The sequence below is a fragment of the Paenibacillus sp. FSL H3-0286 genome (assembly GCF_045040705.1).
GTDB classification, from domain to species: domain Bacteria; phylum Bacillota; class Bacilli; order Paenibacillales; family Paenibacillaceae; genus Paenibacillus_AQ; species Paenibacillus_AQ odorifer.
In genome coordinates this window covers 2,571,707-2,597,518 of the sequence record NZ_CP150285.1, presented here as the reverse complement: position 1 = coordinate 2,597,518, position 25,812 = coordinate 2,571,707, and the positions used below count along the sequence as shown (strand labels likewise).

Annotated in this window: 32 protein-coding genes; 4 read left to right on the top strand and 28 right to left on the bottom strand. The window is 43.2% G+C overall.

What is annotated here, in order from left to right:
- Positions 1–49: 49 nt before the first annotated feature.
- Entirely contained in the window at positions 50–1,087 is a 1,038-nt protein-coding gene (locus MHB37_RS11135) for an HD-GYP domain-containing protein (RefSeq protein WP_076193856.1), read from the bottom strand.
- A gap of 184 nt (positions 1,088–1,271) precedes the next feature.
- Entirely contained in the window at positions 1,272–1,769 is a 498-nt protein-coding gene (gene lepB, locus MHB37_RS11130; RefSeq protein ID WP_076130335.1) for a signal peptidase I, read from the bottom strand.
- A 155-nt stretch (positions 1,770–1,924) separates the two neighbouring features.
- Between lepB and MHB37_RS11125 the strand changes: the two genes are divergently transcribed.
- Complete coding sequence (locus MHB37_RS11125) at positions 1,925–2,902, top strand: alpha/beta hydrolase (RefSeq protein ID WP_076193854.1); 978 nt, start codon at positions 1,925–1,927, stop codon at positions 2,900–2,902.
- A gap of 84 nt (positions 2,903–2,986) precedes the next feature.
- Here the strand turns inward: MHB37_RS11125 and MHB37_RS11120 are convergent, their stop codons facing one another.
- Together MHB37_RS11120 and MHB37_RS11115 are read right to left on the bottom strand one after the other, a co-directional pair.
- Positions 2,987–3,388: a DUF4265 domain-containing protein gene (locus MHB37_RS11120; RefSeq protein ID WP_076130337.1), complete on the bottom strand. Its 402-nt coding sequence runs from the start codon at positions 3,386–3,388 to the stop codon at positions 2,987–2,989.
- Positions 3,389–3,757: 369 nt separating this feature from the next.
- The gene (locus MHB37_RS11115; protein ID WP_076193852.1) at positions 3,758–4,615 is read right to left on the bottom strand and encodes an SDR family oxidoreductase; all 858 of its coding nucleotides are present in this window, start codon (positions 4,613–4,615) and stop codon (positions 3,758–3,760) included.
- A gap of 203 nt (positions 4,616–4,818) precedes the next feature.
- On the opposite strand from MHB37_RS11115, the gene MHB37_RS11110 reads away from it, so the two are divergent.
- Complete coding sequence (locus MHB37_RS11110) at positions 4,819–5,628, top strand: hypothetical protein (protein ID WP_143759902.1); 810 nt, start codon at positions 4,819–4,821, stop codon at positions 5,626–5,628.
- 24 nt (positions 5,629–5,652) lie between these two features.
- On the opposite strand, the gene MHB37_RS11105 is transcribed toward MHB37_RS11110, so the two are convergent.
- The 14 genes from MHB37_RS11105 to MHB37_RS11040 form a co-directional block, all read right to left on the bottom strand.
- Entirely contained in the window at positions 5,653–6,444 is a 792-nt protein-coding gene (locus MHB37_RS11105; protein ID WP_036689792.1) for a lipid II flippase Amj family protein, read from the bottom strand.
- Between the two features lie 24 nt (positions 6,445–6,468).
- A complete protein-coding gene (locus MHB37_RS11100) occupies positions 6,469–6,879 on the bottom strand; it encodes a DUF2809 domain-containing protein (RefSeq protein ID WP_076193850.1) in 411 nt (136 codons plus the stop codon).
- Positions 6,880–6,888: 9 nt separating this feature from the next.
- On the bottom strand, positions 6,889–7,314 hold the full coding sequence (locus MHB37_RS11095) for a hypothetical protein (protein ID WP_076130341.1): 426 nt from the start codon (positions 7,312–7,314) through the stop codon (positions 6,889–6,891).
- Positions 7,311–7,898 carry a histidine phosphatase family protein gene (locus tag MHB37_RS11090; RefSeq protein ID WP_076193848.1) on the bottom strand — a complete coding sequence of 196 codons (588 nt, stop codon included), beginning with the start codon at positions 7,896–7,898 and terminating at the stop codon, positions 7,311–7,313. The genes MHB37_RS11095 and MHB37_RS11090 overlap by 4 nt, the downstream gene beginning before the upstream one ends.
- Positions 7,899–7,914: 16 nt before the next feature.
- Positions 7,915–8,388, bottom strand: coding sequence for an NUDIX domain-containing protein (locus MHB37_RS11085; protein WP_076130372.1), 474 nt, complete (start codon positions 8,386–8,388; stop codon positions 7,915–7,917).
- 30 nt (positions 8,389–8,418) lie between these two features.
- Positions 8,419–8,868 (bottom strand): DUF4362 domain-containing protein, encoded by a 450-nt coding sequence (locus MHB37_RS11080; protein ID WP_076193846.1) that lies wholly within the window; start codon positions 8,866–8,868, stop codon positions 8,419–8,421.
- A 168-nt stretch (positions 8,869–9,036) separates the two neighbouring features.
- The gene (locus MHB37_RS11075; protein ID WP_155288116.1) at positions 9,037–9,183 is read right to left on the bottom strand and encodes a hypothetical protein; all 147 of its coding nucleotides are present in this window, start codon (positions 9,181–9,183) and stop codon (positions 9,037–9,039) included.
- A gap of 49 nt (positions 9,184–9,232) precedes the next feature.
- Complete coding sequence (locus MHB37_RS11070; RefSeq protein ID WP_076193844.1) at positions 9,233–9,709, bottom strand: DUF523 domain-containing protein; 477 nt, start codon at positions 9,707–9,709, stop codon at positions 9,233–9,235.
- A gap of 146 nt (positions 9,710–9,855) precedes the next feature.
- Entirely contained in the window at positions 9,856–10,422 is a 567-nt protein-coding gene (locus MHB37_RS11065; RefSeq protein ID WP_036689784.1) for a putative ABC transporter permease, read from the bottom strand.
- Between the two features lie 164 nt (positions 10,423–10,586).
- Complete coding sequence (locus MHB37_RS11060) at positions 10,587–10,766, bottom strand: hypothetical protein (RefSeq protein ID WP_038570027.1); 180 nt, start codon at positions 10,764–10,766, stop codon at positions 10,587–10,589.
- A 166-nt stretch (positions 10,767–10,932) separates the two neighbouring features.
- Complete coding sequence (locus MHB37_RS11055; protein WP_036689781.1) at positions 10,933–11,112, bottom strand: hypothetical protein; 180 nt, start codon at positions 11,110–11,112, stop codon at positions 10,933–10,935.
- A 94-nt stretch (positions 11,113–11,206) separates the two neighbouring features.
- Positions 11,207–11,893, bottom strand: a complete 687-nt coding sequence (locus tag MHB37_RS11050) for an LrgB family protein (protein ID WP_076130346.1) — start codon at positions 11,891–11,893, stop codon at positions 11,207–11,209.
- The gene (locus tag MHB37_RS11045) at positions 11,893–12,303 is read right to left on the bottom strand and encodes a CidA/LrgA family holin-like protein (RefSeq protein WP_036689778.1); all 411 of its coding nucleotides are present in this window, start codon (positions 12,301–12,303) and stop codon (positions 11,893–11,895) included. Before MHB37_RS11045 ends, MHB37_RS11050 begins: the two co-directional genes overlap by 1 nt.
- Before the next feature lie 187 nt (positions 12,304–12,490).
- The gene (locus MHB37_RS11040; RefSeq protein ID WP_076130347.1) at positions 12,491–13,165 is read right to left on the bottom strand and encodes an NAD(P)H-dependent oxidoreductase; all 675 of its coding nucleotides are present in this window, start codon (positions 13,163–13,165) and stop codon (positions 12,491–12,493) included.
- 150 nt (positions 13,166–13,315) lie between these two features.
- Here MHB37_RS11040 and MHB37_RS11035 point away from each other — a divergent pair, with 150 nt between their 5' ends.
- Positions 13,316–13,708 carry a helix-turn-helix domain-containing protein gene (locus MHB37_RS11035; protein ID WP_076130348.1) on the top strand — a complete coding sequence of 131 codons (393 nt, stop codon included), beginning with the start codon at positions 13,316–13,318 and terminating at the stop codon, positions 13,706–13,708.
- A gap of 16 nt (positions 13,709–13,724) precedes the next feature.
- Here the strand turns inward: MHB37_RS11035 and MHB37_RS11030 are convergent, their stop codons facing one another.
- From MHB37_RS11030 to MHB37_RS10985, 10 genes are all read right to left on the bottom strand, one after another.
- Positions 13,725–14,102, bottom strand: a complete 378-nt coding sequence (locus MHB37_RS11030; RefSeq protein WP_081383451.1) for a YkvA family protein — start codon at positions 14,100–14,102, stop codon at positions 13,725–13,727.
- 110 nt (positions 14,103–14,212) lie between these two features.
- Entirely contained in the window at positions 14,213–14,851 is a 639-nt protein-coding gene (locus MHB37_RS11025) for a Vat family streptogramin A O-acetyltransferase (protein WP_076130349.1), read from the bottom strand.
- 165 nt (positions 14,852–15,016) lie between these two features.
- Positions 15,017–16,291, bottom strand: a complete 1,275-nt coding sequence (gene rhaA / locus MHB37_RS11020) for an L-rhamnose isomerase (protein WP_076193842.1) — start codon at positions 16,289–16,291, stop codon at positions 15,017–15,019.
- Between the two features lie 86 nt (positions 16,292–16,377).
- Positions 16,378–17,868, bottom strand: a complete 1,491-nt coding sequence (rhaB, locus tag MHB37_RS11015; protein WP_405169248.1) for a rhamnulokinase — start codon at positions 17,866–17,868, stop codon at positions 16,378–16,380.
- Positions 17,869–17,894: 26 nt separating this feature from the next.
- Entirely contained in the window at positions 17,895–18,623 is a 729-nt protein-coding gene (locus tag MHB37_RS11010) for a lactate utilization protein C (RefSeq protein WP_405169247.1), read from the bottom strand.
- Positions 18,616–20,169 (bottom strand): LutB/LldF family L-lactate oxidation iron-sulfur protein, encoded by a 1,554-nt coding sequence (locus tag MHB37_RS11005; RefSeq protein ID WP_405169246.1) that lies wholly within the window; start codon positions 20,167–20,169, stop codon positions 18,616–18,618. The genes MHB37_RS11010 and MHB37_RS11005 overlap by 8 nt, the downstream gene beginning before the upstream one ends.
- Complete coding sequence (locus MHB37_RS11000) at positions 20,166–20,894, bottom strand: (Fe-S)-binding protein (protein WP_405169245.1); 729 nt, start codon at positions 20,892–20,894, stop codon at positions 20,166–20,168. Before MHB37_RS11000 ends, MHB37_RS11005 begins: the two co-directional genes overlap by 4 nt.
- Positions 20,895–20,920: 26 nt before the next feature.
- Positions 20,921–21,679 carry a DeoR/GlpR family DNA-binding transcription regulator gene (locus MHB37_RS10995; protein WP_405169244.1) on the bottom strand — a complete coding sequence of 253 codons (759 nt, stop codon included), beginning with the start codon at positions 21,677–21,679 and terminating at the stop codon, positions 20,921–20,923.
- A gap of 40 nt (positions 21,680–21,719) precedes the next feature.
- Entirely contained in the window at positions 21,720–23,789 is a 2,070-nt protein-coding gene (locus tag MHB37_RS10990; protein ID WP_280752757.1) for a bifunctional aldolase/short-chain dehydrogenase, read from the bottom strand.
- Positions 23,790–24,005: 216 nt separating this feature from the next.
- Positions 24,006–24,506, bottom strand: a complete 501-nt coding sequence (locus MHB37_RS10985; protein ID WP_076130357.1) for a GNAT family N-acetyltransferase — start codon at positions 24,504–24,506, stop codon at positions 24,006–24,008.
- 381 nt (positions 24,507–24,887) lie between these two features.
- On the opposite strand from MHB37_RS10985, the gene MHB37_RS10980 reads away from it, so the two are divergent.
- On the top strand, positions 24,888–25,796 hold the full coding sequence (locus MHB37_RS10980) for an alpha/beta fold hydrolase (protein ID WP_405169243.1): 909 nt from the start codon (positions 24,888–24,890) through the stop codon (positions 25,794–25,796).
- Positions 25,797–25,812 lie beyond the last annotated feature (16 nt).

Here is a 25,812-nt window from a genome sequence, read left to right as displayed (position 1 = left end):
TTTACGGATCAGGGAGATAGCCTCCTATTTATCGCCACAAAAATATTCGTTAAATAAATACTTCTTCAACAGTCAAATTACGCTCTTTAGATAAGTCTCTAAACGTAGTCTCATTTATTTTTACCAGAGGTTTGAAAATATCCAACGGATTATTCATAATAATCGTACCTTGCTCACCATTGCTAAGCTGAACGCTCTTACCCACAAAATTCGGCAATAAATGTCCGATCAGAGCTTGTACCGCATTTCCATTCAGCTTGCCAAATCCAAGCTCATGTACCTTGCGCAGAACGTTAATCAGGCCTTGTTTTGGTTGATTCGCTCTTCCTAAGGTCATGCCTACATAAGTATTTGCGACAGCAACAATCTGCGTATACGGATGCAAGTCCTGTTTACGGAGATTGTTAGGATAACCTGTACCATCCTCGAATTCATGATGCTGAAGCGCCACTAGTGCGGTCTTTTCGTCATTCATCGATTTAAGGATAATATCGTATCCATACGTAGTATGACGTTTTAGTTCTTCTGATTCTTCGGGAGTTAAGTTATCCGTCTTATTTAAGATATGTGGAGCAATCTGGCTTTTTCCGATATCGTGCAAATAACCGGCTCTACTAATCTCAAATCTTTCGGCTTTTGTATGACCTAACCAAGTCGCTATGTAAAACGATAACAGTCCGACCTGCAATGAATGATTGTATGTACTGATATCATCACGTTCCAGCAGCAATAATAAAGAAACGACATCCTTTTGTTCATCCAATTTCTCCAGCAATGGCTGCAGCGTATTATCAACATCCGACTGCGTAAAGCTACCCTTGCTGAGTGCTTCCAGAAATATAGATTCATAGTTTTGGATGGCTTGATCAAAATTACCATCTATCCCTTGTGTCACATTCATTTCTTCATTATCCAGCACCATCATGCGTGGTTCAATATCGACATAATCAATCTGATGCCTCATCAGGATGGTGATTTCTTCTCCGTAGACCACTGTCCCCTTCGGAAGCACGTGTAGGCCAACACTATTGAATGTATCTGTGATTAGACAATCGCCATGTTTGAGATCTGTGACATGAGCTTTCAAAATTCAGCACCCCTTACTATATGTAGGTATATTTTACCTTAAGGATAGCTAAATTCTTCCAAAGTAACAATATGGTTAAAGACTCATTAAAGCACTCGGTTAGTTCAAAAGACCCCCGCGACTTCAGCACCCCTAAATCTATTTTTAGAGATTAAGCCTTACATTTATCCGTCTTACACACTACCTAAAAGGGATTGCTAAATTCAGCGATCACTTTCCCAATCAGCTTATCCTTCGACACAAATGGAGTATCCCACAGATGAGCATCATAGCTTATATTCCGGTTATCTCCGAGAAAAAAATAATGATCGGCGGGTACCGTAACCGGTCCAAAAGTGTAATCCATCTGTTCATTGAGGTAAGGTTCGTTAACCTTCGCTCCGTTTCGGTAAAGTGCGCCATCTTTAATTTCCAAGGTATCTCCAGGCAGCCCCATTAGCCTTTTTACATATCTTTTATTCTCATCACCAGCTACAGGTGGCGTAAATACAACAATATCTCCATGCTCCAGTGTGGTCATCCATAACATTTTCTCAACAATTAAGCGATCATTGATTTGAATCGTTGGGATCATAGAGCCCGTTGGAACTCTCATGGCTTCAGCAACATAGGTTCTAACAAACAAAGAAATAACCACTGCGATCACAATACTCGGCAACCATTGCTTCATAAATTTCAACATTATTGCTCACCTCACATTCATATTATAGAGTCAAACTTTTTTAGCTGGTTCATATTCAGTTCATATTGTCGTCATGTATAGTTCATCTTCATCGGGTAAGCTTTCTTTAGCAACTCATTAAGGTAGCTAGAATAAAGCGATTAGAACAGGAGAAGATGCGATTGAAACCAGAAGAAGAGGTTATAAAAAAAAGGATGAATAAACCGCTGAAAATTATACTTATTTCCTTAGGGGCTTTAGCTACTGCAATAGTACTTTTTCTAGTGACTGTTTTTGTCGCTAATATTTTCCTCAATAAATCGGACCAAGCTAAAATAAAACCCTATGGTCAGTCTGTAAGCGTCGATGGTAAAAATATGAACGTTTTGATTCAAGGAAAGGGTGAAGAGACAGTCGTGCTCTTACCTGGTTATGGAACGGTGGCACCGGGACTTGATTTTAAGCTGTTAATAGATGAACTATCTCCATTTTACAAAGTTGTCGTGATTGAGCCTTTCGGTTATGGATTAAGTGATAGAACTGAAAAAGAGCGAACCACAGAAAACATTGTGAGTGAAATTCATGAAGCTGTAAAGCAGCTTAATATTGACCGTTATATTCTAATGGCACACTCTATTTCCGGTATGTACAGTTTGAATTATGTGAACAAATATCCAAACGAAGTGAGTGCATTTGTCGGGATTGATAATAGTATTGCAACGGAAGACAGAATAGGTGTTAAAATACCAACAGGAAAATTAAAACTACTTAGAGAATCAGGCTTGGGCAGATTGTTATTTAAATCAAGTGGAAATCCCTATGCTGAATTGCCGTTTGATGATGAAACTAAAGAACAATTGAGATTGCTTACGCTTAGAAACACTTATAATTACACTAACTTAAATGAAGTGGAACATATGTCTTCTAATTATAAAGGGGCTCTAAATTCAACTTTTCCAAAGGATCTCCCCCTTTTGCTCTTTGTTCAAGGGGATGATACTCTCTTAAAAGATTGGATATCATTGCATGAAGAGCAAGTCAAAAATTCCGTACAAGGAAAATTGGTAAAACTTGATGCAGGACATTATCTGCACCATACCAAATCAAAAGAAATCGCCGAAAATTTTAAGACATTTATGGAAGAATTAAAATAAAAAGCGTTTCTTCTATTCTCCATGCTGCGGTCATCATGTGCAAGTTTCCTTGCATTTCATGACGCAGCATTTTTTCCTTAGTATTTAAATCTCGAACCGCTCAATAATTCGATTCATTTCCCCATCAACATCAATTGAAGTATTCTTAGGAATATGAATGACGAACAAACCGCCAAAGATCAACTCACATTTGCCTTCATTCTCTATAATTCTATGTTTAAAAGCTGCAATGGCCGTTGAATCAACAGCTTCTTTACTAAGCAGCCAAGCGTATCTTTTGAAAGGAGATTTCTGAACAGTCTCTTGGTAATAATAGACTCCATTTTCTTCCTTCACCTGTATAATATCTCCCATTGTAACAGCCGGATTAAAAATCGGTGTCTCTTCAATTCGAAATTTATCTTTGCCAAATGGAGTAACATCGAGGATTTCTATTTCACGGCCATCTGCGTTGAAGCAGATATGGATTCCGGACGATTCTAGCATCGGCACACCTCTATCCTTGTTCAATATCTAATCTTGTTCATTCTAAATAACACAAAACAAAGTAAATACATTAGACTCGTAATCCCGAACAACCTAAAGATTCCGGGTGTTAATAACATATATAAACTGTAGGGAAAACTCCAGATAAATGCAAGCAGCATTAGCCGACTTCTGTTTAAAAAGACACCTATTGCTAATAACCCCGCCGGTAATAACAACATGATTATACTAATCACAAGAGTGGAGCGATTCGTAATCTCAGCATAAGGATTGATGAATATAAAAATTAGCCATAAAAAAACGGTCATCAAACTGGACACATAACCTATTAGTTTAATGATTGTTAAATTTATGGATGACTCCATCCTATCACCTCAATTCTTTCGCAATAATTCTCTCCAGCCACTTCCATGGAAGCAGCGTTTTGCCTAAAATTAAGATTCGCGTACCTTTGCCGATAGGATAACGTAGCCGTGGTGCTTTCATTTCGGTAATACGACCGATAAGATTAGCCACTTGACTAGGGTCAGGCGCTGTCTCAGCAGTATGTTTGGAATATCGTAGCACAGCGTCAAGACGCGCTTTATACGGAGAATCCTCCTTACGTCGAATTTGCTCCATGCCTTTTCCCCATATCGGTGTACGGAAGGAGCCCGGTTCAATTAATACCACCCTTATTCCATAAGGGGACATTTCATGACGCAGGCTTTCGCTGAAGCCTTCAACAGCAAATTTAGAAGCTGCATAAGGCGCATAACCTGGAAATCCGGATAATCCACTTACACTTCCCACATTAATAATCGTGCCGCTCTGCTGTTCTCGCATAATGGGCAGCACAGCTGTTGTCACAGCCACTAATCCAAAAAAGTTCGTCTCCATTTGCCGCCGCCATTCCTCCATAGATATTTCTTCTATGAAACCGCCAATGGCAAAACCTGCATTATTGACTAGAACATCAATTCTTCCAAATGTTTCGTGTACTGAAGATATTGCTGTCTCTATAGAATCGCTGTCAGTTACATCCATGGTCATTAAATGAAGCTGCTTTAAAATCCCTGCCTGCTCTGCCTGCAGCACCAGCTCGCCTTTACGGCTTAAATCACGCATGGTTGCTATCACCTTAAACCCCTGTCCAGCTAATTTGAGCGCTGTCAGCAGTCCAAATCCACTGGAGGTTCCGGTAATCAGAGCCACTCGATCGTGCCCATACTCTAGATGTGAACTCATATTTACTCCCCTTTGTATTTCACAATTATAAAAATAAGCAAACAAATGTTCTATTATTCATTGACTATCCATTAATTTCAAGTTATAGTAAGAGCATCTTTATATTTCTGTGCGGGAGAAGCACCTCGCAAGACAGGCGTCAATGCCTATCTTGGAGGTGCTTTTTTGCGTATATTAACTAATCCATTAAGGAGCTGAGAGGAATGTTTAAGCCAAAAAACACCGTCAGATGTAGAACGAACATTTTCAGAATTAGGGATTTAAAATGGATGGCTCAAGTAGTGCTGGTAGCAGCTTTCTTAACCTGTAACCTCACACTTGTGTCTGCTGCTACTGGCTGGGATTCCGCGCTGGATGACATTAACAGTCTTCATGGTAATTATACCGCGCTTCAAGCCACCCTCAAGACAGATAACTCAAAAATTCAGAAGTTACGCAAACAGAATAATGACGCTCTGAAATCTATTCGTACCGTCATACAGTCAACAGATCAAGCACTGTTAAGCCGCTTATCTTCAGAAGCTAGCTCAGTTCAGAAGAAACATGCTCCCCTTCTGGAACAATACAGCACACTCAGTAAACAGTCTACCGCAGCCAAGAAAGCTAAAGACTTGAAAACAGTCACATTGCTGGACCTGAAGCGTAATAAACTAAAGGCTGCTGTAACCCTCGCCCGAGCCGAAATTAAGACAAAGACAACCGCTTTGGCAGCCGCTCGCAAGCAAACCGCTGCTAAGCTTAAACCCGTCAAAGATGCGTTGGCACCCATCACTGCTTTAAAGAAACAAATAACTGCCGAGAGTAAGAATCTCGCTGCCACGCAGAAAGTACGCGCGGAAGCTGACAAACAATATAAAGCAGCTGTTAAGCAAGGAGATGCAGTTAGAGCCGCCACAGAATTGAAATCATCCTATGAGCAAATGAAACGAATTCATTCCATGCAGCAGAATATTTACAGCTGGGAACAGAAGACTTCGCTAGCACTACGAGCAGCAGAATCTAAACTTCCCTAATGATTATGATTCGCCCCCACCGGCTCAAATCAGCTTCACTAACATACTAATTAATTGGGCTGCAGGCACAATTAGGAGCTGAGCAAATATAGTGCCTACAAATCGTGAACCCATCAATACCACATATATTTTTCCTAGCTGATCACGGTATTCTACATTTTCAGTAGCCTTATGGGTAATAAGACCAAGCTGTGGGTCGATAAATATGGTCAGCAGAATAGTCGCCATACCGTTAATCAGTCCGGAAGCTTGAGAAGCAGTCGTGCTATATTGAGGCATTAGATGAGCAGCGTACAAAGATGATATGACACCTACGGTGTAAAAGGCTGTCACAAAAACATTCATCACAATAAAACGTTTAGGAATCCCCAGGTATCTGAAGTTATATAGATTCACTTTTGGTTTTCTTATGTATTTTCTGGTGTTCTTTAGTTGCCCGATCGTCACACTGGTAAGCAGTTTTGGGATAGAACCTTCGATTTCAAGCTTAGAGATGATTCTCCCAAACAAGCCTACAAAGGTAGGGAACACAGCAATGGCAATTAAAGTCCCTAATGAAGAAGCCAATAATATAATTCTCAAGTAATTAAGAAGTGGAAAATCGGAATGTATTTTGGCATAATCTACGAATTTAGCCGTCAGTGGAGCTTGGATCATATTTGCAGTTCTTGAGACGAGAACAATAATGCCTGTGAGAGATAACGCAATGGCTATCTTGTTCAGCTTCACTCCGGCGTATCGTACCGAATACGATAAGGTTTCTGCCGTGTGAATAATCATCGTAAGCAAGCATACCACAATCAAACTATTTACCATTTAAAGGTTCCTCTCCAATAAACACTATTTATTATTTCGGTGCACCTTTTGGTGAAAGTATTGATCCAATCCATAACAAAGGGCAATGCCCACTAAATATCTAACAAGGTCGATCCACAGGAATCCTTTTCCGAGAATTAGACCACCCAATACTGTAGAACGGATGCTGTTGATCCACTCCGCTTGATACAGCTGGCTAAATTCTATGCCGAAGCTAAACACCAAACTCCATACAAAGGCGAGCCTTAGCTTTTGATTTACCAGTAGAACCCGAAACATAAAATAAACCATACTGCCCCAAAGCGCATCTCCGAAATGTCTAGATACAAACAAAGGCAGCTGATCCGTGAATACTCTAGTGCTTAACCCCAATACAATAACAACGAGGCAGATACAAATATAAAAAATTCTTTCTTTCAGATCATTGATCCTCATTTCCAACCTCTATCCAGCTTCTGACTTAAAATTGATGCTTGCGATAATACTAATCATTGCGATATAAAACGGATAAATAATCATGGCTCCTATTATGATCAGTCCTGTTACCGGTGCAGGTTTATCTGCAGGTTCTGTGATTGGGAACCAGGTTGCGAATAAACTAATGAATAGAATCAAATAGGGAAACCATAGGATCGTAGTGAAATACATGGATTTTTTTCCGCTCAAATATTTTTTTGTAAGCCAAATAAATACTATAGAAGATAATAAAAATAAAACAAGCTTGAAGATAAACAGCAAGGTATCTACTTTTCCCAGCTCCAAGCCGGAAATTCTGCTGATTCGATAAATATTCAATGGCAGCTCTATTACAACAAACAACATAAAGGCATAAAGTACGCTTAGTGCATTCAGCTTTATAAAATATTTCATCTGTTCAGCACTTCGGAGTCCCACAGCCGCTCCACATGGGTAAGCTCCAATTCTTCAAATTCCAGCTTATAAATATCCGGCTTGGACGTCTGTTCAAAGAACTCATATCCATACTTCTTATCGAAGTAGTTCAGGATAATGGTCATGATATTCCCATGCGTACCTAATGCGATTTTGCCGCCTTTATGCTGTTGAATTAATTGCTTGATGACAGGAATTGCACGCTCTTGTGCTCCCTGGGTACTCTCTCCATCCGGCATTTTATATTGCTTGTCGCTGAACGATGTCCGAATGCCCCGCAGAAAATCATCTTCACTGATTTCAATCTCGACACTTCCGATTGCTCGTTCTCTGAGTTCTTCATACAGTTCAATCTCTTGGTTCGAAGCTTCTGCCAAATATTTAATTGTCTCTACGGCTCGTCTATATGGGCTGGATACAAAATATGTAATTTCCTCCTCCGTCAAAAGCTCTTTGATTCTATAAGCGTCTGCGTGTCCTTTTTCGGATAATCCCCGTTCCCGCTCATTCCCTAATACAAAAGGTGACACTGCATGTCTAACCATATAAATGTATGTCTTCATGAGGCACTCCTCTCAGTCACTCGAATATCGTTGCAGTCTTCTCTCGGTCTTTTATAAAAATCTCTCTAGGATAAAGAATTGCAATCTCTGGCAGCTCGTTCTCTTTGAAAAATTTAAATTCTTCGATCTCCCCATCTATAGCTCTAAGCGTTCCTCTGATAATAGAGCACTCAAATACAATAACCGTATATTCTACCTGATCGCCATTACTATATTCGTATCTATATTTCGCTCCACCAAAAACACCTAAAATCGACGTAGGATGAACCATCAACCCTGTCTCTTCATATACCTCTCTGCGTAAGGTTCTTCCGGGACGCTCCCCTGGCTCAATCGCTCCCGCAGGCAATCCCCACAAAGATTCTCCTGGCTTGCGGATGAACAGAATCTCATCCTCTTTATTTCTTACTACTGCAGCTACGGAAGGCATCATTAATAATTCTGAGCCCACTTTCCCACGAATCCCTTGATAGTACTCAGACATCGGCATATTGATCATCCATCCTCTCCGTAAATGGGTTTATAATCTTTCTTTTAAAAAGCTGACCACGTTTATTTTCTCACCGTCTGGCTGAACATTACATTGAGATAACTCGACATTAAACCGCTCACCTGTCTCTATTAGTTCAATCGCTTGGCATACATATTCGATCTTCCCGGGACTACTACTCCATGCATCTCTTGTATCATCCTTTACCCAATGAAGCTCTTTACCATTAGAATAGAAATCATGAATTAACCGTCCACTATCCGTGGTTGGCTCAATCAACATCAGGTTATCCCCTTTACCTTCACTAAACCTTTGAACGGTTTCTTTCATCCTGTTTAAATCTTTTTGATCAAAATGTATTAAAATATCATCATGTTTAGACTCATCTGAGCCTGTCTCACCTAGATCGGCCGCCAATACGCCTACAAGCACAGCAATCATAAATAACTGCACAATGATTATCCATGTTCTAAATTTCATAGTTCCCCCTAAATTCTTTCCTTGGACTTCCCAAAAACCCACTATATGTATATTAGACATCACTATGAAGGAATCCTTTAGATTTCACAATATGCATAGCCGTGGACAAAAAAAGCTTCCGAACTCAAAAAATGCTGAGCTCCGGAAGCAGTTACAATGAGGTGAGTCTTAGTGTTTACCTTTTGTGCCAGCAAGCTGTACGATCATAATGACAAGAACGAGCAAAGCAATGAGCTGATCAATACTCATCTGCGTCCGCCTCCTATCCCAAATGAAGGATGGCTCATCGGACGGCATTTCCTCTCCCAAGGACACTGCTTCGTTCCCCTTATACACACTATGTATCCTGCAGCCTATTTATTACTTAAAGAATGCCATGCTCGTCCATACGTGCGAGTTCCTGCTCGACTTCATCCAGCTGATCTTCGCCAAATACTTTAAACCCATTTTTCCTCAACAGCTCCGTAGTGGTGCCCTCTCCCGGTGCTTTCGTATCTTTAAAGGTTCCATCATAAATATACAGGCTTCCGCATGAAGGACTGTCTTGTTTTAAAATAGCTAATGCAACCTGATGTTCCCTAGCCAGCTTTAGTGTGGCTTGAGCCCCCTTCATAAATGGCTCCGTAACATTAACGCCTGCCCCCGTCACTACCCGATCTCCTTGCCGCTGTGCGTCAGGACGAGGGGTTGGCAAACCTCCCACTACCTCTGGACAAATATGGACAAAACGCCCTTCCTCATACCACTTTAGGAATCGGGCATCGAGACACGGAACATCGCCATTATCATAACGTACTTTATGCCCTAACAGACATGCGCTCACTAGAATCTTCCCTGTCATCGTTATCGCCACCAGTCCGTCTAGTATTTAATATATTGCTATATTATTTATGACTAGAAACGGATATGCAATATCGAAATGCCTGTCCACGAAATGTTTGTGCTTGATACACAAAAGAAGACTCGTAGTACACATATAGAAAACCATTACTTCTGATATTGAGGGGTTTTCTCCATCCGATACCGGCTCCAGCAGGTCCATAATAAATCCGCCATAAAGTAGAACCCCACGATCGGAAGCACGAATTTCCAAATAGGCTGAACACCCGAATATAAAAGCTCCATAAGCGGCTGAATTACATACACACTAGCTACTGAAAGCCCCCACCAATATAGAGAAAAACGCAGGCAAATATGCCCTTGCAGTTGATAAGACATTCCTGAGTAATCCCACCATTGCTTATGGAATACCGTTTTTAACAGCCAACCGCTTATAAATTCCACAGCAGAAGGAATGATTAGCGCAAGAAATAGGAAAAGCGGAAGTGGCAGCGTCAAATCTCTAGCAATCAATAGCAATAGTGGAGCAAAGCCGTACATCGGCTTAAATGGACCTTTTAGAAATCCTTCTTTGCGAAAGCTTCCATTACTGTATAGATTATAGGTCCCTTCCAATACCCAACCTAAAAAGGAATAGACCATAAAATAAAAAAAGTATTGGCCCACCACAGTAACTGCTATATCTCCACTTAACGAAAATATAGGAATAATCATGACCTAATCTCGCCTCCCGTTGTCATTATTTTCTTAGTTGTCCATCCGGCCCTATTATGTCTTGATCGTTCTGGAAATATGCGCACAAAAAAAGACATAACCCAAAAGGTTATGCCTCCATTCCAGAATTCCAGGAGTAAAAGTCTCCCACTTGTTACCTCTAATTATTTATGCTCTTCTTCATGAGGTGTCGTCAGCAACTGATCGTCGTTTTGTTTCTTCAGTGCATCCATCTTAAGCTCACTGCGTACGCCAAAGTTTGAACCGTACTTTTTCTCAAAGTTTCCTGCGAGAGCCTCACCACGTTTTTGCCGGTAACGGCTGTTCTCATTCCGACTACGCATTCCATTTCCTCCCTGTTGGCAAAGATCTGTGAAATTTGCGAAAAGCTAAGACGAACTTGGAGAAAACACTCTGATGAGGTTGTACTTTTATTTATTATACAATACTTACTATAATCATCAACAAAAACAGACTGTCCCCTAAAGGACAGCCTGTCTTCCGAATCATTTACTCCAAATTATCGGGAAGCGGATCTGGGTGTGAGGATTCAGCAGGTTTGGCTACCCACTCATCTGCCTCTGGCTCGATGTCTACACCGTTCTCCATCTTCTTAATTTCAGCTAATGAATCGCCTTCTTTATTTTCCTTGTTGCGGATTTCCGCTTCATCTTGTGTGTGATCGGACATGTGAAATCCTCCTCAGGTGCTTTGCTTTTTTTGTTCCTTAGTTATAGTTACCCGATGGAGTGTTTTGCAAACATAGTCCAATTAAAAGAATAATTTAAGGGTACATCATCCACGCTACAAGTGGGCCGATACAAGAGCCAACTACGGCGCAAACAGTCATCGCAACCGAGCTCATCGAAACGGATTGTTCACCATATTCCAAGGCCTTTGCTGTTCCTAGAGCATGTGAAGCGGTTCCTAGACCAATTCCGATTCCAACCTCACTACGAATTCTAAACAGTTTGATGATAAAAGGTCCGCCAATCGCACCTGTAAATCCAGCAATCATAACAAATACAGAGGTTAAAGAAGAGTCCCCACCTAAGCTGTTCGAGATCTGTATCGCTACAGGTGTAGTGATCGATTTAGGTAATAAAGATAAAACATATAATTTAGAGAAGCCTAGACCTGCCGCCAAAAGCAGTCCACTAAACATCCCTATAAGCAGACCTACAATGGCTCCGCCCAGAATTGCCGGGAGATTCTCAATCAACACATTACGTTGTTTATATAATGGGTAGGCTAACGATACTACAGCAGGACCGAGCAGCTGATTAATCCATTTGCCGCCTATCATATATGTATCATACGGAATATGAAAATATAGTAGTAAAGTTACAACAATCACTGTTGCTGTAAGCGCGGGAATAAGTACAGGAATACGAAATCGTCTATATACTACTGACATCATCAAATAAATAGCTACGTTAAGCAGTACAATACCTGTTGCGATAAAAAACATTATATTTCCTTCCCCTTTTCGCTTAGTCTCTTGCCGCTCCATCCCGCTTTCAGCTTGTTGTTTACGCTAGTAAGCCATTGGCTAGAATGTGCAGCTGCGGCAATCGTGAGAACACTGCTAACGATAAGGATTAGGATTAATAGTAAACCTCTACCACTAAAGATATCCATATGATTCACGATCCCAGCTGTCGCTGGAATAAAAAATAACGGAAGATAAGCTAATATCGTTGTAGCACCCTCTTCAATCCACTTCACAGGCACGACCCTGAATAACAATAGAACAAAAAGTAACAGTAATCCTACGATACTCCCGGAAACGGGGAGATGCAGTTGCTTTTGCAGATAGTCCCCAGCCAAGTAGAACAAATATAGCAGGAACACTTGGATAATAATGCGAATGATTTTCATGATGCAGGATCCCTTCATTATTAAGTTAAAGCGATAGCGCTAATATGGAGTCACCTTCATAAGGGTATCAGAGTTTTCATGAAACTTTCAATTAATTTTTGAATCTTATAAGAAATATCGCAAAAAAACCTGCAAAATCCCCAGAATACAGAGACTTTACAGGCTCAAAGATTAAGATTCAATTTCGTTAAACCCACTGAATTACTTGCTCTGCACCTTGACGCGTCTTACCACGTGGTTCATTCAGGCGATATCCGAAAGCTGCCATACAGGAGATTCCAAAATGCTCAGCGTCCAAAATCCCTTCTTCTTCCAGAATCTGCTCAACCTTAGCTTTATCAAAACCTTCCATTGGGCAGGAGTCGATCCCGATTAACGCAGCTGAAGTCAGCATATTCCCAAGCGCCAGATAAGTCTGCCGGCAGCTCCATTCGAACATTGCCCGCTCATTCTCCATCAGTCCGAAATCAACCTTCAAAAACTTATCAAAAACTTTACGTTTTCCTTCCATTCCTTGCGGAGGCAACTCCTGCACATTCTCCATGATCCCTTTAATATAATCGGAGTCAGCAGCCATATCTTTAGGAAGACGTGAGAGAATAAGCACAAAATGGCTTGCGGTTGCCAATTGCTTTTGTGCGCCCCAGGCATAAGGACGTAATTTTTCACGTACTTCCGGACTTTGTACTACCACAAAACGCCAAGGCTCGAATCCGAATGAACTTGGTGACAATCGTCCAGTTTCCAGAATAAATTGAAAGTCCGATTCACTAATTTTTTTATGGCTATCGAATTCTTTAGTTGCATGTCTGAACTGATATGCAGACAGGATTTCATTCTTGTTTAACGATAAAGTATCCATGAGTAACACTCCCTTTACTTGATTAGCATCGACGAGCATTTGACTGTTTGCCGATCACATGCTTAATATTAGTGTATATATCACTTCTTTAAAAGTACGCACAATAATGTTATGTAGTATACAAAATGATACCATGGGAGTTGAACAGCTATGCGTGACCGAAAAGGTGGCTTCGGAAATTTCCCGGAAAGCAACAAAGAAGCTTGCCCTGTAGAATTCACACTGGACGTTATAGGAGGCAAATGGAAAGGAATTCTCATCTATCACTTGATTGATGGCACGAAACGTTTTAACGAATTCCGCCGGATCTGCCCGGGCATTACCCAACGTATGCTGACCCTGCAACTAAGAGAGTTGGAAGAGGATGGGGTTGTACACCGTGAGGTCTACCATCAGGTTCCCCCAAAAGTCGAATACTCTTTAACTGAATTCGGCAAGACACTGATTCCTATTATTAAACTCATGAAAGATTGGGGCGAGGTGTACAAAACAAAACAGCTTTCCGCAGAAAGCTGTCCTGAAGGTACAGATATTACGGTGTAGCTCAATGCTGCACCTTTTATTTTTCCCCATTAAAAAACGCTGCAGCTTTTTCCTTATGTTCGTTGGTTACCTGACCGGATATCGCTTTAATGCCTGCTGCGATAATCGCTGCATCATCTGTAAATCCAAGGCCTAGAATCGCATCGGGTATAGCATCTATAGGAGAAATAAAATAAGCCAATGCACCGAAAGCAATTCCTTTCGCCCATAAAGGTGTTTTAGCGTCGACGGCACAATAATACATTGCGATAGCATCTTTAGTAAATGGAATTTTGCCTGCGAACTTTTTAGTTTTCGTCCAAAAATTTTGCGTTACCATTTCCTCATTTTCTTTGCTATATGGAAATTCCTCTGCAGTGAGCTCCATGCTATTCTTGACCTTATCCTTCTTCATTGCCGGTTCCCTCCGAAAGGTTCATATGACGTACATACCTAAAGTATTCCCTCAATTGAGGTTTATATCTTTAAGATAAACTAAAGTCCGTATCCTGAACCTACTTACGATTAATTGATCGCTTTGATTTTCGTTAAATCGCTGCTGCATAACACTTCAAGATTCTTAAAGATTCGCTCAGCATCCCAATCCCACCACTTCAGCGCTTCAAGATATTCGATCATTTCATCATCAAAACGTTGTCTGATCACTTTGCAGGGATTTCCTCCAGCTACACTATACGCCGGAATATCCTTTACAACTGTAGAATTGGCTGCGATAACTGCTCCGTTTCCAATATGCACACCTGGCATAACCGTAACATTTTGTCCAATCCAAACATCGTTTCCGATGACTGTATCACCTTTTAGCGGCAGATCTTTTAAATCCGGGACCGCCTGTTCCCAGCCATGGGCCATGATATTAAACGGATAGGTCGAAACCGAATTCATCCGGTGGTTGGCACCATTCATGACAAATTCAATGCCTTTGGCAATCGCGCAGAATTTTCCAATAATAAGCTTATCGCCAATAAAATCATAATGATGAGTCACACGTTCCTCAAACTTCTCTGCACCGTTTATATCATCATAATAGGTATAATCGCCAACAATGATATTGTCTCTTGTAATCGCATTTTTTATATAGCAGATACTTTTAATTTGTTCATTGGGATAGAGCGTATTCGGGTTCGGTCCATATTGTTTCATAGTTTGCGCCTCGCTCTCTTTTGGATAAAACATAGCAGAGATCAGAGCTGAATTCAAATCATGTACGATTCATAAACATAAAAAAGCGGCTACCTGCCGGTAACCGCCTATCTTTTATCTACTTATATTGTTAAAGTTCGTTCTACTTCACTTCTACTTCTACCTCTATCTTTTCGATAAAACCTCAGCCTCATACTGTTTCACTTCATTTAGCCAGCTTTCCCGGACCGGTACGCCATTCTTCGCACAATAATAATCCCAAATGGCTCCAAACGGATACGATTTAAATTCCTCGACCAAGGCAAGCCTTGAAGTGTAATCTCCATCCAGCTCAATTTGCTTCAATTGCTCGATTGGCTCCAGCATGGCACGAAGCAAAGCTTTTAATGTATTTCGTGTTCCGATCACCCAAGCAGCAACATGATTGATACTTCCATCAAAAAAATCTAATCCAATATGCGTTCTGTCCAGAAACTGACCACGAACCAGTTCACGGGCAATCTCGAGCAGCTCATCGTCCATAGTTACCACATGATCACTATCCCAGCGTACTGGACGGCTAACATGCAGCAGTAATTGATCCCCAAACAGCAGCCAGGAAGACAGCTTATTCGAAATCGTCTCGGTTGGATGGAAATGCCCAGCATCGAAGCACACCGCCTTGCCCCGGCTTAGCGCATAACCCATATAGAATTCATGTGAGCCAACCACGTAACTTTCCGAACCAATACCAAACAGCTTACTTTCTACAGCATCAATGTTATATTGCTGATCGATTTCCTCGCTGAAGATTTCATCGAGTGACTGCTGAAGCCGTACCCTTGGTGACAAGCGGTCGATCGGCGTATCTTTATAACCATCTGGAATCCAAAAATTAGTGACACAAGGCTGACCTAATGCTTGGCCAAAGGACTCGGCGATTCGACGTGAGGCCTTGCAATGAGCGATCCAGAAGTTGCGGATTTCAGGATCTGGGTGACTCAGTGTGAAGCCATCGTTTGCTTTTTCATGAGAAAAACAGGTAGGATTGAAATCCAATCCGAGTCCCTGCTCTTTGGCCCAGCTCACCCATCGCTCAAAATGCCTAGGCTCTAACGCATCGAGATCTACAGTCTCTTCGGTATCCGCATAAATAGCATGTAAATTTATTTTATGTTGCCCTGGGATGAGTGCTAGAGCCTGTTCCAAATCCCGGCGCAGCTCCTCCGGATACCCGGCCCGCCCCGGGTAACTTCCGGTAACTGCGATCCCGCCGCTCAGTTCTTTTTCCTTATTCAAAAAACCCTTCACATCATCCCCTTGCCAACAATGCAAAGAAATCTTAATTTCCGCTAGCTGCTCCAACACTTTATCTACTTCGATCCCATGCTGTGCGTAAAGCTTTTTCGCTTCATTGTAGCTGTTCTGAATGCTCTGTAAGCTCTCTTTACTCTGCTCCATGTTTGAGCCTCCTGATTTTTAACTTAGTGTGTTTTAGATGAGGCATTTATGCCTCTCTTTCGCTCGTTTTCCACTAAACTTAGCTACTAATTAACGACCTGCAGCCGGGCAAACTGTGCCAAAGCCGCTTCTTTGGTCGTGGGGTCCATCCCCTTCGGTATATAAGATGTTACTTGGAATGAACGACTTATAATTTCTCTCGCCTCTTGAAGATCAGTTACAGCACCCGTGCTGATCATCTGCACCACCAGATTGCCTAAAGCCGTAGATTCCGTGGGTCCGGCGTGAATTTCCATCTCCAGCAGATCTGCCGTAATCTGGCACAACAGACCGTTATTCGCACCTCCGCCAACGATATGCAACCTCTCTAAGTTGTCACCCGTCAATTGCTGGAGATCCTGAATGTAGAAATAATAAGATAAAGCAAGACTATCAAATACACATCGAGCCATTTCCCCAGGCGTTTGAGGAACCAACTGTCCTGCTTCCACACAATAGCTGCGGATCTCGTCAATCATGCTCTGTGGATTCATGAATCGTTCATCATTGCAATAAATGATCGATCTAAAGGGGATTTCTTGTGCTGCCAGCTCTACCAGCTCACCGAAGCTGTATTGTCCGCCGTACTCCTCACGAACCTTTTGAATCAACCACATGCCCATAATGTTTTTAAGAAACCGGAATGAGCCGTAGGCTCCCCATTCATTCGTATAGTTGCGTAACATTGCCTCTGGACTTGTGATGGCTGAACCCCGTTCCACCCCGATGAGTGACCAAGTACCACTACTGAGAAATCCCCATTTCTCGCTGTTTGCCGGAACCCCTAATACAGCTGATGCTGTATCATGAGAGGCTACTGCTATGAACTCGCAATCTGGAAGATCACCCCGAACCGCCAAGTCCTCCGTCAACCTCCCAACAGGTTCCCCAGGTTCTGTTAAGGGAGGGAATTGCTCTTTTGAAAGACCAAGCACCGACAGAAGATCCTCATCGTAATCACGAGTGTGAAGATTCAGCATCCCAGAGGTGGAACCTATCGTCACTTCACTAATCTTGCGACCCGTAAGCCGATAATAAAGATAATCAGGGACCAAGAGGATGGAATGTGCTGCTTCCAGCTCCGCCTGATCATGCACAAACAGTTGATACAACGTATTTATCGGGAGATATTGTATCCCCACTTTTCCGTAAACGCTTTCAGTTGAGATGTTACGATGCAGCCTCTCTATCGCTCCATCCGTTCGGGAGTCACGATAAGAAAAAACCTCATGGATCCGCGCTCCCTCCTGATCGAGAAGTACATAATCGACACCCCAAGTATCGATGCCCACGGTGCAGCGCTCGATCCCTCTAGCCTTGGCCTGCTGTAAGCCCTTGACGATTTCAGCAACTAAATAATCTATATCCCAATATAGATTACCATTTTGTTCAGCGAATCCATTACTGAAGCGATGAATTTCTTCTATAGACAGGGTTCTTCCCGGCTGCTGCAAGGTTCCACAGACCACTCTCCCACTAGAGGCTCCGATATCAACAGCAATATGATTCTGAATTTGATTATGAGCTTGTGTATTCATCCCTATACAACACTCCTTATCTCCTATCAGCCTACTAGCAAAGCGAATACGATTCCTGGACCATGCACGCCTATCGTCAGATCATTCTCAATATCCGCTGAACGGCTAGGTCCGGAGATAAAATGGATGCCCGCCGGCAGCCCCGATGGCCCAGCTTCATCAAAATCAATAAGCACCTCACCGAGACGAGTCTTCAGCCGCTCCAATGGAACGATGGCAATTAATGCGGTAGGTAATAAGCTGACTGAACGGCCTTTATTCTCAGAGGACAGCACAGTAATGGAGCCTGTATAAGCAACTGCATAATCCGCAATCACAATTCCAATATCAGCCTCGGCCGCCCTAGCTTTCCATGCCTTCTGATCATCTGTATTCCAGACAGACACCCGTGTATCTGTGAGTTCCTCCTCTAGTCGAAGTGCTGCTAGCTCGGTGACATTTTGCCGGAGAATATACCGTGCGAGCATCTCATTGACTTTGCTGACGATGAAAGCTTTGGCTTCATCCATATCCTCCATACGAAATACATGACCACCTGCGCTTTGAAAATTCGCCGTAAATTGTTCGATCCGTTCCTCCGGACTCCACTGAAATTGCTGCCAGTACTGCGGTGCACCGCGAAAAGGATGTGCAGGAGCTTCAGTAATTCTCGGTCGCTTCAGGCGGCGAGCGATATCATTCATGAATCCCTGCTGCTTTTCAAGTGAATCCTGCTCCATACGTTCCAACCAGTTACTGTGCTTCTCTTCAGTCATGCCCGGCCCCTCCTTCCAGCTCTTCCCGCTTCCGCTTCGCTAGTAAATCTTCCATTCGCTTCTGTATCACCGGGTCCATTTCGCGACTGTTCTTGTCTAGCTCCTGTTGCAGCCCCTTCCAGCTCTCACGGAAGGATTGATCTGCCAGCTTCGGGGCGATCCGATAATTGTTCCAGCCTTTCAGCGGCCCCAGTTTCGACGGAATTCCTCCGTCTCGCACGAGCAGCTTTTGCCCGATTCTACCTACCTTCATCACATTACTAAATCGCTGTGACTTCGCCATAATCGCCCCAAAACCCTTCATGCCGAGACCTTCTGCCTTATCCCCATAACCACGTTCTACCTTCCGCCGCCGTAAATAAATGAGCATATCATGCAGAGGGATTTTGACCGGACAGGCTTCATAACATGCTCCGCACAGGCTAGAGGCTGAGGCGATGTCATCCCATTGATCTACATTTTTATTCAGCGCCGGGGTCAACACCGCTCCTATAGGTCCGCTATACGTTCCCCCATATGCATGACCGCCAATATGACGGTAGACAGGACAAGCATTCAGACAAGCTCCACAGCGGATGCAGTTCAGCAGCTCCTGAAACTCAGGATCACCTAGCTGCTCAGATCGGCCATTATCAAGAATAATAATATGCTGCTCTTCCGGCCCATCACCGTCATTATCCCTGCGGGGACCAGAAATACCCGACATATATACCGTTAACTTCTGCCCTGTTGCCGAACGAGGCAATAATGTAGCCATCACTTCAAGATCACTCCACGAAGGAATAATCCGCTCCATCCCCATCAGGGTAATTTGTGTTTTCGGTAAAGTGGTGACCATACGAGCGTTGCCTTCATTCTCGAACAGCACCATCGAACCCGTCTCTGCAATAGCAAAGTTACAGCCAGTCATTCCGATATCCGCATCAAGGAACTTCTCTCTCAGCTTTCGCCGTACAAATCCAGCAAGGATAGTAGTTTCTGGCAAAAGCTCCTCTCCTGCCTCTTTGGACAACAGCTCGGCAATCTGGTAGCGGTTCTTATGAATCGCCGGAATAATGATATGTGACGGGGTTTCCCCGGCTAGCTGGATAATATACTCTCCCAGATCCGTCTCTATGGTCTCCACACCGATGGATTCCAACGCCTTATTTAAATGCAGCTCCTCAGTAACCATTGATTTGGATTTGACCACAGAAGCTGCCTGTTTTCGCTGCGCGATTTCAAGGGCAATCTTCACAGCCTCTTCACCCGTTGCTGCAAAATGAATATGTGTGCCGTTTGCTCTTGCCTTGTCTGCAAAAAGGTTCAAATAGTAATCAAGATGGGCGATCGTGTGTAGACGAATTTGCCGCCCACGTTCACGCCACTCTTCCCAGTAACCGTGATCGTTAGCCGCTTTTTGTTTTCCATCACGCAGTCTCTCCGTGGTAAAACGAACAGCCTTGCGTAAAAAGTCATTATTCAGTGCCAAGTCTGCACGCTCTTTTACTGTTGCTGGCTTCCCGTTCTCTGAACTCGCCGTGGAATTGGTGGTGGCTTGGCTCATTTATCAGTCACCCCCTCATATAGCAGTTCTGCTAAATGCATAACTCGAACGGGTTCGCGGCGGTAACGCAGATTCCCGGCAATATTCATCAGACAACCCATATCCAGACCCGTTAGGATTTCTGCTTCCGTCTCCAGCACATGATCTGATTTCTCAGTGACCATCGCCCCGGAGATATCAGACATTTTCACGGCAAAGGTTCCACCAAACCCACAGCAGTCCTCAGCAAAAGGCAGTGGTATCAGCTCCATCGACTTCACATTTTGCATAAGCTGCATAGGTTCGTCGCGAATCCCCAGAATCCTTGTGCCATGACAGGAAGGATGATAGGTAACCTTATGCGGAAACACTGCTCCTAGATCAGTTACGCCAAGCACCTGCACCATAAACTGGCTGAATTCATAGGATTTGCGTTGCAAATTCTGCGCCTTGACCAGATTAACCGGATCTTCCTGAAACAGCTTAGGGTAATGATGAAGCATCCCCGTACAGGATCCGGAAGGTGCAATGACAAAATCACTGTCATCGAAGGCCTGCAGAATCGTAAGTGCAGCTTGCCGCGCTTCATTCCAATATCCACTGTTGTACGCAGGCTGTCCGCAGCACGTCTGCACCTCCGGGAACTCCAGCTGTACGCCATATCTGGCCAGCAGACGAGCCATGGCTTCCCCGACCTTCGGGAACACGGCATCGCTGACGCAAGTTATAAACATCGATACCTTCATGCCTTCACCTCCTGCACAACTATTTACTACACCGTCGTTATTGCGATGTTCAGCTTCTGCAACTGCTTCATTTGTTCTTCAACAGGGTTGTAATCCGTTATTAGGACATTAACATCACTAGGAGCCGCAAAATGTGTGAACGCTTGAATTCCGAATTTACTGGAATCGCATAATAAGATCACTTGCTCCGCTATAGAAATCATCTTTCGTTTCACCATAGCTTGCAGCTCATTTGATTCACTAGCGCCACGTTCGAGATGAAATCCTTTGCAGGAAAAAAACATTTTATCCACGTGATACAATTCAAGCGAACGTTCTGCTAAATGACCCACATAGGACATTGATCTGCGGCTCAGCTGTCCGCCTGTAGAAAAGACCTCGATCCGCTCCTTCCCGCTTAACTCTGCTGCCACTCTAGTAGAATTGGTCAACACAGTAAGCGGCATATCCGGCAAATGCGAAGCCATATACCAAGCCGTTGTACTGGCATCCAGCAGAATTCGATCGCCCGGCTTAATCATCATTACCGCCTCACGGGCAATCCGCTGTTTCTCCGCTGCATTCATGATTTCTCGTTCAGCATAAGGGGTCTCCGGTTGCCGGTCACGCAGGCTAACTGCTCCGCCATGCGAACGCAGCAGCCGCCCCGCTTTTTCCAATCGATCCAGATCGCGGCGAATGGTTTCTTCCGTCACTTGGCATAATGTACTCAATTCTGAGACACGGATACTGCCGCGTTCATTCACTAGTTCTACGATTCGTTCATATCTGTCTGCAATCAGCATGATTTCCCTCCGTTATCCCTATCTATATTCAAGCTACCTCTTATCTAGTAAAAGCTGCTGGCACTCCACCATCGATTGTCAGCATACAACCCGTAGTTTTCTCTGACTTGGAAGAAGCAAAAAAAGCAACGCCTTCGGCAATATCACGTGGATAAATATTAACTAGCAGCGTCGTGCGTTTACGGTAATGCTCCTCTAATTGATCCGGCTCAATCCCGTAAGCAGCCGCCCGTTCATTACGCCAGTTCGAATTCCAGATAGCTGATCCTTGTAGAATTGCATCGGGCAGAATCGTATTGGCACGGATGCCAAACTCTCCACCTTCAGCTGCTATGCAGCGGGCCAGATGGGCTTCGAGCGCCTTGGCAGAACTGTAAGCCGAGACGCTTTTACCTGCAAAAATAGAATTTTTGGAGCCGATGAATACCATGCTGCCTCCGATTTTTTGCTCCTTCATCACTTTAAAAGCTTCGCGTGCAACGAGAAAATATCCTGTGCCCAGCACAGAAATATTCAAATTCCACTCTTTCAATGAAGTCTCATCAAACGGACTGGAGGTTGCAAGCCCAGCATTATTAACAATAATATCGACCCCGCCATAAAAAAGGGCTGTCTCCGCATAAGCTGCGGTTACCTGCTCTTCCTGAGTTACGTCCATTTTAACGGCGAATGCACGATTTTCACCAAACTTAGCGTTAATCTCTTCCGCTACTTTTTGTGCACCCTCCAGATTGAGATCTGCCAATACAACATGCGCTCCTTCTGATACTAAACGACGAGCCGTCTCACTCCCAATTCCCCCGGCACCACCTGTAATAAAGGCAACTTTACGGGAGAACTCCGCTTCTGCCGGAGCCAATGATAATTTATATAATTCCAGGGGCCAATATTCCACATTGTACGATTCATTCTCACTTAGAGAGACGAAATCTCCCAGCGCAGTAGCTCCGCGCATAACAGCAATCGCCCGGTGATACAAGGCTCCGCTGATCTTAGAATTGCTCCAGCTTTTACCTGTGTTGATCATGCCCACGCCAGGGATCAGGATCACACGTGGCGCAGCCTCGAACATTACATCGCCTTCATGTTTATTACGGTCGAAGTACGCTTTGTACTGCTCCTTATAATCGCTAATCGCTTCGCTCAGCTTCGCCTTCAAGCCATCGATATCATTGGTATTTGGCTCCCACGCAACAAAAAGCGGCTTCATTTTGGTATGTACCAAATGATCTGGACAAGCTGCGCCTACACCGGATAACTTCTCCGAGTCAGCCCCTCCTACAAAACGCAGCACATCCTCCGCATCGTCGAAGGTCAAAATCATTTTACGCTCATCGCTGACCGCGCCTCTGATCAGTGGCATCACTGCCGCCGCTACAGCCCGCCGCTCTGCTTCTGGAAGTGCTTCTGATTTGCGGCCGCCAAATAGGTTCTGATCTTCAATTCTTTCTTCAATATAACTTTCCGCTTCGTTAATTATGGAGATTGTTTTGGCATAACAAGATTCAGGTGTATCCCCCCAAGTCACGAGACCGTGTTTCTCCATCAGCACTAATTCAGCTTTCGGGTTTGCGAGCACACCTTCGGCAATCATTTTGGATAAAGTGAAGCCTGGACGGATGTATGGCACCCATACGAAACGATCCCCATAAATCTCACGGGCAATTTCCTTACCGTTATGAGCGCAGCATAAACTGATAATGGCATCTGGATGCGTATGATCCACATGCTTGAAAGGTAAAAATGCATGCAGTAATGTTTCGATAGAAGCACGCGGATGTTTAGGATCAATCATACAATTTGCGAGATAAGCTACCATCTCTTCATCTGGCATTTCATCACGTTCAAATAACGGGGCAATATCCTGAAGCCTTAGTCCGGTAAAGTTGCCTGCTTTCATCGTAGCAAGGTCAGAGCCGCTGCCCTTCACCCACATTACTTCTACCTCACGCCCGCGAAAATCCAATTCTATCGTTTTGCTGGATGTATTCCCTCCGCCAAAGTTACAGACTCTGCGATCTTCGCCCAGCAGATTAGAGCGGAACACTAATGCATCCAATCCCCCGTTTAATTTCGTTTTCCGAGATGAATCCCATAAGTTTTGTACCATTTGTGAATACCTCCGTTTTTGAATGTTTGTTTTTTTGTTTATTTTTGTTTGTTTTGATTTTAAACTATTTGTTTGTGTTTGAATAGAGCGCTTTCAACAAAATTTTAAATTTTTTTCACATTTTAGACGAATCTCCATTGGATGAACTACAATAACATCGCGAATAACAAAAAAGAGCTGCCTCTTGGCAACTCCTCCCCTATTTTTCACACCAGCTTAAAGGGTGATCCAGTAGTTACATTTTTCATTCTCAATGCCATGTAGTATTCCTTTGTTCGCTTCAATAACCTTTCTCGAAGATATATTATCCGGCTCACAAGTCAGCATGACCTTATCAATCCCCATGTCCGCAGCTTTTTTTAACAGCTCTGCCAAAAAAATCGTACCATAACCCTTTCCTCTTTCACTGGGTCTGATACTATAACCGATGTGTCCACCGGACTTCCTCAATTGATCATTTAAGGAATGTCTTAGTTTTCCGACACCAACAGGATAAGCGTCAATCAGTAGCCAGTAGTTGGTTTGTGCTACATACTGTGGCGGAAGATTATCACCTTGTGAAAGTGCTATCCGATCCCGGATGAAATCAGGAAATTGACTGTAAGCCAGATCAAATCCGTTATTGACGAATCCATTCTCCCCCGGACCTATCTCCACAATCAGCTCAAAAATATCGCGTCCATCTGAAACACTAGCTTCCTTTAGCTCAACGAGCATAATCATCCCCACCTAGAACGTTATTAATAACTTCCCTATCAAAATTTACCGCAAAAGAGACCGGCATGCATTATTTAATTGCACATTCTACAACTAAAATGATCTTTAATGCTCACGCCTAATGTGTTAAGTGTACTTTGTGCAATTAAATTCGCCCAATTTAGCTGAATCAGCTAAATACGAGAGAAATAGTTGTACGAAGTACATCTATTTCACCGTAGTGAGAGTAAAGTAGCAATTTAGTTGTATGAAATACACTTATCTGGTCTGCACCCCTCTTTTCACAGGAATGTTCCTATTGCGCGCTCCTCCTTCCCCACTCTCGTAGTATACTTATTGGAATAAGATACAGATGTTGTATTTTCACTAAGGAGGTTTGTGATGGTAAATAGCTTTAAGAATGCCAAGGTGCAAGAACGAGTGTGGCAATCCTACCAACAGCTAGTTGATCAGTGGCCTATTCCTCTTGAAGAGCTCGATCTCCCAACCACATATGGGCTGACGCATTGTATCCTTACCGGGCAAAAGAGTAATCCCCCTTTATTTCTGTTTCATGGCGTTGGTGATAACTCGGCGGTCATGTGGCTCCTTAACATCGAGGAATTATCGCGGCATTTTTACTGCATTGCTATTGATACTCTGGGCGGACCCGGAAAAAGCATTCCTAATGCGCACTTTAATAAACAAAAGTTTGAGCAGGTGGAATGGATTAATGAAATAGCCAAACATCTGAGCATAGACATCTTTAATATTGCAGGGGTGTCAAATGGAGCCTATATTGCTTTTAATTATGCAACCAAGCAACCGGACAAAGTGAACCGTGTGATTTGTTTGGAAGGCGGAATGGTCACCACACCCATCAAAGCCATGCTGCAAACGCTAATGATGATGTTCCCAGAGATTCTGATTCCCACGGATCGCAATTTACTGAAAGTGCTGAAGAAGTTAAGTGCGCCTGACTCCCCTTTATTTGACAATCACCCAGAAGTAGCTGCTCATCTAATCCTTTTAATGCGAGCTCATAATCAGCAAGCTATGTTTGTTCATAAGCTTCAAAAATACGATAAAAACGCCGCAGTTGCCGTCAGAGATAAGCTCTATTTTTTAGTAGGAGAACACGCGTTAAAACAATCAAAGGATTTCATAGATATTTTAGAGGATGGAAAGTTTCATTACCAAGTGATCCCCCGTGCGGGACACGGCATTAATCATGAGCAACCGGATAGAGTCAACACTGAAATCATCAATTTCCTGACCCGCGATAATGATAAATCACTTGCATCCTTATGAAAGCGTTACTATTATG